A 6,739-nucleotide genomic window follows, 5' to 3' on the forward strand; every position below is an offset into this window, starting at 1 on the left:
TGAATCGGCGGTTTCGAGGTGCAAGGTTTTTGGGGCTTTTTCAGGCTTTTCCTTGCACATAAGATACGAAAAATACCGCTTAATTCATTACCATAAAATGATTTAACTATTATTCAGCAGACCCTAATTCTTCAGCAAGTTGCACCTGCAAGGCTTGATGAAGAGGAATATGCAACAAGCTGGTTTCATCACCATTTCGAACAATGGCAACAAGATGGAGGTTATCCAGCATTCGAGGAGTTCTTCTTGGTAAGATAGATATTAGGCGCAAGACGCACGGTAGAAACCTCTTGATTCAGTCGCTTCAGAGTCCCGCGGCAAATCAAAAGCTGGGATACACCGTCTTTTGTCCTGATTCCATAAAAATGGTATCCCACCAATGCCATGACAGGATTAAAGTGAAATGCTCCGGTATGCGACACAACAAGAAAAATAATCAAAAGGATGTATGCACCTGTCAGCCATTGACCCTGAAAATCCATCGATTTTGACGAGAGAAACGGAAGCAGATAAGCCAAAAGAAAGGCAAGGACATCCTTATCATTCCGCTCAAACTCAACTATGGAGATTTTTTCTTCCTGAGCCACCTCTTCAAAATAGCGCAACAACAAGAAACACAAGACAATAAGGAAAATGCCGACACCCATCCATGGCACCCATGATGTCCACGGACGATTCAACGCAATGTTGTTGACCGCCACTGCACCAAGAAGGGGAGAAAGAGATGTGGCGACAAGCAATAACTTGGCAAATCCATTCGGCATATGAGATAAAAGTCCCGCTAAGAATTCAAGAAATCAGAGTCGGCTATCCACCATGTCACGATTATAGATCCCCTTGACATCATAGACAATGCCCTTCTCGACCAACCAGGAACGCGGATCGATTTCCGAAAAATCCTTGTGGCCGACAGCTGCTATGACAGCAAGGTAATTCATCTTCTGAACAGCACTCACATCGGTAAGGACTGACAGAGCGTATTCATGCTTGACCTCTCCGGCGTTTGCCCATGGGTCTACGACATCAACATCACAGCCGTAGTCATGCAACTCATTGATGATATCGATCACCCGGCTGTTTCGGATATCGGGGCAGTTTTCCTTGAAGGTAATTCCCAGTACCAGTACCTTGGCATCCTTGACACAGGCATTACCCTTGATGAGCAGTTTCACCACCTCACTGGCTACATAGGCGCCCATTCCGTCGTTGAGTCGCCTTCCGGCGAGAATGATTTCCGGGTGGTAACCAACCTCCTGCGCCTTCTGGGCAAGGTAGTAAGGGTCGACACCAATGCAATGACCACCGACAAGCCCTGGTTTGAAAGGAAGAAAATTCCACTTGGTGGAAGCCGCTTCAAGCACGTCGAGCGTATCAATACCCAAGCGGTTGAAGATGCAGGCGAGCTCATTGACGAAGGCAATATTGATATCACGCTGGGAGTTCTCAATCACCTTTGCCGCCTCAGCAACCTTGATGGACGGAGCCCTATGGGTACCAGCTTCAATTACAGAGCGGTAAATGTCATCAATTGTCTTGGCAGCATCAGGGTTAGAACCGGAAGTAATTTTTTTGATTTGGGTGACCGTATGAAGCTTGTCACCCGGATTGATCCGCTCAGGTGAATACCCAACTGAAAAGTCCTGATTCATCTTCAAGCCAGAAACACGCTCGAGCACCGGCACGCAGTCTTCCTCTGTTGCTCCAGGGTAAACCGTTGATTCATACACAACAATATCCCCTTGTTTGAGCACCTTGCCCACACTTTCGCTTGCCTTCAATAACGGCGAAAGATCGGGTCGATGATGCCTATCAGTAGGCGTAGGGACGGTGACTACATAGATATTGGCATCAGCAATCCCTTGCAACTCCGAGCTTACATGCAGTCCCGGTTTTCCTCCCGCAAAAGGACTGCAAGGAACAGAAAGCTCACGCAAGGAATCTTCCTCAACCTCCTTTGTTGAATCGCAGCACCCACGCAATGCATCAACCCTTGCCTGATTGATATCGAAACCAACGACCGGATATTGGCGGGCGAAGGCAACAGCTAAAGGCAGTCCAACATAGCCAAGCCCTATGACGGCAATATTGATAGTTCGTGAAACAGGGGAATCAAACACAACCATTACATAAAAGGGATTAACATTACCAGAGCAGACTCATTTTTCAACTTCCTCGTAGAGTGCCTTATATTTTCGCGCAATAACCAACGAATCGAACTTGGCGACAGCACGCAGCCGGGCATTTTCACATAATACGCTATACACATCTTCTGATGCAGATAACATCCACTGCATCCCATCAGCTAAATCACGGGAATCAAAAGGCTTCGCCTTGTAGCCCGAAACCTTATGCTCCACAATATCCTTAGGTCCGCTGGCATCAAAACAGACAACGGGTGTAGCGCATGACATTGATTCCGCCAAGGTTTTCCCAAAGGAGTCCATCCTGTAAGGAGCGACATAAAGATCGGCCGCGGAATAAGCCGCACGCAACGAAAGCGTATCCGTTACAACACCCAATAACGAATACGAAACGCCCAAGCCACTCAAAGACTGCGACGAGGCCTTGCCGAATACCATCAAGTGTATTTTGGATTTATCAAGATATTCAAGTGCCGTTTTAAAAAGATCAAAGCCTTTCCACGGATCGGCAATATTCGTTGATCCCAGCAAAATGATCTTTTTTCCCTCGGGTAATGAAAGGAGCGTTTTCGCCACTCCCTTAACAATTGGGGAGAACTCTTGCGTATCGATATTATTGCTGATAGTTATCACGCGATGCTTGCAGAACAGCTTTGACTCCCTGGCGCAACCACTTATCCAGTTACTGATACCAACCATAATGGCATTTGTTGGCAGCATCTGCTTTTTATACATGAAAACCGCACGGGAAAGATCATACGCCATCTTGCTACCCAGTTGCGGGCATTTGCCACACCCCCCCCTATAACCATCGCATTCCAAAGCGACATGGCACCCGCCCGTCATCGGCCACATGTCGCGCATTGTCCAGATAAGCGGTTTCTTAACCTTACGCAACGAGTGCATGCTCACCAGCCCATTGATCCAGTGCAGGTGGATGATATCAGCACTTTCGTATAGCGGATGCCTGGTGATATCGATACCATTGACACCCGTATTGTAAATCAGTCCCTGGCGTTTACGATAGAGGTGAATGGGAAGATTCGCCATGCGATTTGACAGCGCAAAGCGGACCTTATCAGCTCCTGACTTGCACAAGGAGGTAACGGAGGGGTCGCCATAGGTCTCCCGACCACTAGTCAGCACATGGGAATCGACTCCGATTTCTCTCAAGCCCCGATGCAGCCAGTATGCACCACGGGCAGCTCCCCCGGTCAGTTCCCCAGCGACAAGATGCAATACCTTCACCGAGTGACTCCCATTCCACGCACGCTCTGCTGCCCCATTCCCCTATGCCTCCCTGCTGACAGAAACCGCATACCCGCTACGCTGCAATAACGCATGCCGCCTCGCCTGATCAAGGTCATGCGCCACCATCTCGGCGATCATCTCGTCAAGCGCGATCTGCGGTATCCATCCGAGATCTGCTTTTGCTTTACCCGGGTCACCGAGCAAGGTTTCCACTTCAGCAGGACGGAAGTACCGGGGATCAATACGCACAATCGTTGATCCGGTGCGGAGTGTGGATTCTGTCATGCTCACCGCCTCAACGATACCAACCTCTTCTTTCCCCTCCCCTTCCCAGCGGATGCTGATACCGAGTTTTTTAGCGGATTTTTCTATGAACTCCCGCACGCTGTATTGCACCCCTGTCGCTATCACATAGTCTTTCGGCTCGTCCTGCTGGAGCATCATCCACTGCATCCGTACATAGTCCTTTGCATGTCCCCAGTCTCTTTTGGCATCGAGATTACCCATGTAGAGGCACTCTTCCAGCCCCTGGCTGATGTTGGCGAGAGCACGGGTTATCTTGCGTGTGACGAAGGTCTCTCCGCGTCTTGGGGATTCATGGTTGAAGAGGATCCCGTTGCAGGCGTACATGCCGTATGCTTCACGGTAGTTCACGGTGATCCAGTAGGCGTAGAGCTTGGCGACGGCATAAGGGCTACGGGGGTAGAACGGTGTGGTCTCCTTCTGGGGGGTTTCCTGCACGAGGCCGTAGAGTTCGCTGGTGCTTGCCTGGTAGAACCGGCAGGTTTTCTCCATACCGAGGAACCGTATGGCTTCAAGCAGACGGAGCGTTCCAAGCGCATCGACATCAGCGGTGTACTCCGGGGATTCGAAACTGACCGCTACATGGCTCTGTGCGGCGAGGTTGTAGACCTCATCGGGTTTGATTTCTGCTATGAGTCGGGTAAGGTTGCTGCTGTCGGAGAGGTCACCGTAATGGAGGAACAGGTTCCGGTGGTTGCTGTGCGGGTCCTGGTAGAGGTGGTCTATCCGCTCGGTGTTGAGCGATGAGGAGCGGCGTTTGATGCCGTGGACCTCGTAACCTTTTTCAAGGAGGAGTTCCGCAAGATAGGAGCCGTCCTGGCCGGTGATACCGGTGATGAGTGCTTTCTTCATATACCTTCGTAATTATTCTGCGTGATGCTGGAGAAAGCCCTGATACGCTAGGCTCAGGCCTTCATGAAGGGTTGTCTGTGCCCTCCAACCAAGCTTATTGAGTCTGGTGCTGTCCATAAGTTTTCGTGGGGTACCATCCGGCTTGGTGGCGTCGAATGCTATCTCGCCTTTGAACCCGGTCGTAACGGCCACAGCCTCTGCCAGTTCCCTGATGGTAAGATCCTCACCATAGCCGACATTGATGTGGCTGAGCATGGGTGAAGTGTGCTCTTCGTACACCGCTTTATCGAGGTTCATGACATGCACTGATGCTGCTGCCATGTCATCGACATAGAGGAACTCCCTCCTCGGTGTGCCGCTCCCCCATATGGTGACAGTGGGAGCATTACCAACCGTTGCCTCATGGAACCGCCGGATGAGTGCGGGGATGACGTGGCTGTTCTCGGGGTGGTAATTGTCACCGGGGCCGTAAAGGTTCGTCGGCATCACGCTACGGTAATCAGTGCCGTACTGCCGGTTATAGCTCTCACAGAGCTTGATGCCGGCGATTTTAGCTATGGCGTAGGGTTCGTTCGTCGGCTCAAGCACTCCGGTGAGGAGTGCATTCTCCCGCATGGGCTGCGGTGCCTGTTTCGGGTAGATGCAGCTGGAGCCGAGGAAGAGGAGCTTCTCCACCCCGTTCCGGTATGCAGCATCAATCACATTGCACTCGACCATCAGGTTCTGGTAGATGAACTCGGCCGGGTAGGTGTTGTTGGCGTGGATGCCGCCGACTTTCGCGGCAGCGAGGTAGACCTGGTCAGGCTTTTCGGAGGCAAAGAACTCCCGCACTGCTGCCTGACTCGTCAAATCCAGCTCTGCATGCGTCCGGGTAATGATGGAGGACGAAGGAACGCCTAAGGCAAGCAGATGGCGGACAATAGCTGAGCCCACCATGCCGCGGTGGCCAGCTACATATAGTTTCACACTCAATATTACCCCGATTGTTAAATGCTCAGAGAATTCAATTCTGTAGTGCCATAGCCCGTCAGCACCAGTAGCGCATCGGAATCCCTTTCACCATTCTCCTCTACGCATGCACCGTTATCTGCAAAAAGAACGACAGCTGGTTCCGACCGGTGCTTTGAGCTGGGGTATATGATCCCGTCCAACTGCTCCCCATCGGGGGTTCTAAACATATCGCATTTCACCATGCTGGTGCTCATCGTAACTCTTTGGGGTGGCATGCAGAAACACATATCTCGCCTCATGCATCACGAAATCCGAAAATGCCTTCCAACCCAAAGAAAGCGTTTCATCTTTCCTGGGTAAAAACGGGTCGCACTCGCACCACAAGTCATCTTCTATAACAGACTGTAGCTTGTCTTGCAAAGCATCGTTCAATGCAGTGAGTCTGGTTACCTCCAGTAGTTCCCAAGTATCAATGACCGGCCATTGCCACCCGCCTTCTCTCGATTCATAAGGCAAGCCTTCATCCGCAGCTTTTCCCCATTCCGTCTGTATGCATGAGAATGCGTGCGTGAGCAACTCCTCAAGAGTACACGTCCCCTCACCGACACTTCCACAATAAGTGCAGGGCTCTTTTCCCCCGCAACTTCTAATGAAATTCCGGAGCCCTTCATCCTCAAAGCACCGAGGACAGACAAAGATCTCCTCGTCAACACTGAAGCCATTATCCATGGCATCATCCAGCATTTTTTTGAGTTGTCCCATGATAACCGCTTGCTTCGAACCCGGCCGTTACACTTCCACCAAGCGGCATCAACAACCAGCAATCAACTCCTCGGATACAGCTTCCCTCCGGCAGAATGCCATTGCGCCTTATGTTCGAGAGATTCATACAGACCAGGATAAAGAACCAGAAGACTCCCCTGCTCCTCCTCGGAAAAATCTCTCAAAGGATCCGTATACTTCTCGGGCCACTGTGCTGCCTCCCAAATCTCCCGAATTGAAGATTCCGCAAGGTCACGCTGAATGGAAGAATAAAACATCCCTCCAATCACCTCAGGTGCAGTTGATTCTGCCGCAGCTTCATCCACGGCTAAAGCCTCGTCATGAACACCATCACTAGTGTCCGGTTGTTGAAAAAATAAATCCCTGCAAAGCGTTATAAGAGAATAATATACGGCGACTTTTTCTCGTTACCGATTTCAAATCGCCTGCTATCTTTGATCATTTCATAATTCTCAGCA

At 50.6% G+C, this 6,739-nt stretch carries 8 protein-coding genes; all 8 read right to left on the reverse strand.

Annotation, left to right across the window (positions count from 1 at the left end; all coding sequences use genetic code 11):
- Positions 1 to 109 precede the first annotated feature (109 nt).
- Positions 110 to 232, reverse strand: coding sequence for a hypothetical protein (locus tag E0L29_RS11725; protein ID WP_278248922.1), 123 nt, complete (start codon positions 230 to 232; stop codon positions 110 to 112).
- Positions 222 to 764 carry a hypothetical protein gene (locus E0L29_RS11260; RefSeq protein ID WP_131359143.1) on the reverse strand — a complete coding sequence of 181 codons (543 nt, stop codon included), beginning with the start codon at positions 762 to 764 and terminating at the stop codon, positions 222 to 224. Before E0L29_RS11260 ends, E0L29_RS11725 begins: the two co-directional genes overlap by 11 nt.
- Positions 765 to 797: 33 nt before the next feature.
- Positions 798 to 2,123 carry a nucleotide sugar dehydrogenase gene (locus E0L29_RS11265; protein WP_131359146.1) on the reverse strand — a complete coding sequence of 442 codons (1,326 nt, stop codon included), beginning with the start codon at positions 2,121 to 2,123 and terminating at the stop codon, positions 798 to 800.
- Between the two features lie 33 nt (positions 2,124 to 2,156).
- The gene (locus E0L29_RS11270) at positions 2,157 to 3,389 is read right to left on the reverse strand and encodes a glycosyltransferase family 4 protein (RefSeq protein WP_242664389.1); all 1,233 of its coding nucleotides are present in this window, start codon (positions 3,387 to 3,389) and stop codon (positions 2,157 to 2,159) included.
- Positions 3,390 to 3,431: 42 nt separating this feature from the next.
- Positions 3,432 to 4,547, reverse strand: coding sequence for a GDP-mannose 4,6-dehydratase (gene gmd / locus E0L29_RS11275; RefSeq protein ID WP_131359149.1), 1,116 nt, complete (start codon positions 4,545 to 4,547; stop codon positions 3,432 to 3,434).
- A 12-nt stretch (positions 4,548 to 4,559) separates the two neighbouring features.
- Entirely contained in the window at positions 4,560 to 5,519 is a 960-nt protein-coding gene (locus tag E0L29_RS11280; protein ID WP_278248923.1) for a GDP-L-fucose synthase, read from the reverse strand.
- Between the two features lie 198 nt (positions 5,520 to 5,717).
- The gene (locus E0L29_RS11290) at positions 5,718 to 6,260 is read right to left on the reverse strand and encodes a HEPN-associated N-terminal domain-containing protein (protein WP_131359158.1); all 543 of its coding nucleotides are present in this window, start codon (positions 6,258 to 6,260) and stop codon (positions 5,718 to 5,720) included.
- Positions 6,261 to 6,322: 62 nt separating this feature from the next.
- Entirely contained in the window at positions 6,323 to 6,586 is a 264-nt protein-coding gene (locus E0L29_RS11295; RefSeq protein ID WP_131359161.1) for a hypothetical protein, read from the reverse strand.
- Positions 6,587 to 6,739: the final 153 nt, after the last annotated feature.

Origin of the sequence: Chlorobium sp. N1 (assembly GCF_004332115.1) — a bacterium.
Lineage (GTDB): Bacteria > Bacteroidota > Chlorobiia > Chlorobiales > Chlorobiaceae > Chlorobium.

Bases quoted from the DNA above. Each gene is read 5' to 3' on its own strand.
- E0L29_RS11265 (WP_131359146.1), bottom strand. From the start codon at position 2,123: ATGGTTGTGTTTGATTCCCCTGTTTCACGAACTATCAATATTGCCGTC.
- E0L29_RS11725 (WP_278248922.1), bottom strand. From the start codon at position 232: ATGCTGGATAACCTCCATCTTGTTGCCATTGTTCGAAATGGTGATGAA.
- E0L29_RS11290 (WP_131359158.1), bottom strand. From the start codon at position 6,260: ATGGGACAACTCAAAAAAATGCTGGATGATGCCATGGATAATGGCTTC.
- gmd (WP_131359149.1), bottom strand. From the start codon at position 4,547: ATGAAGAAAGCACTCATCACCGGTATCACCGGCCAGGACGGCTCCTAT.
- E0L29_RS11260 (WP_131359143.1), bottom strand. From the start codon at position 764: ATGCCGAATGGATTTGCCAAGTTATTGCTTGTCGCCACATCTCTTTCT.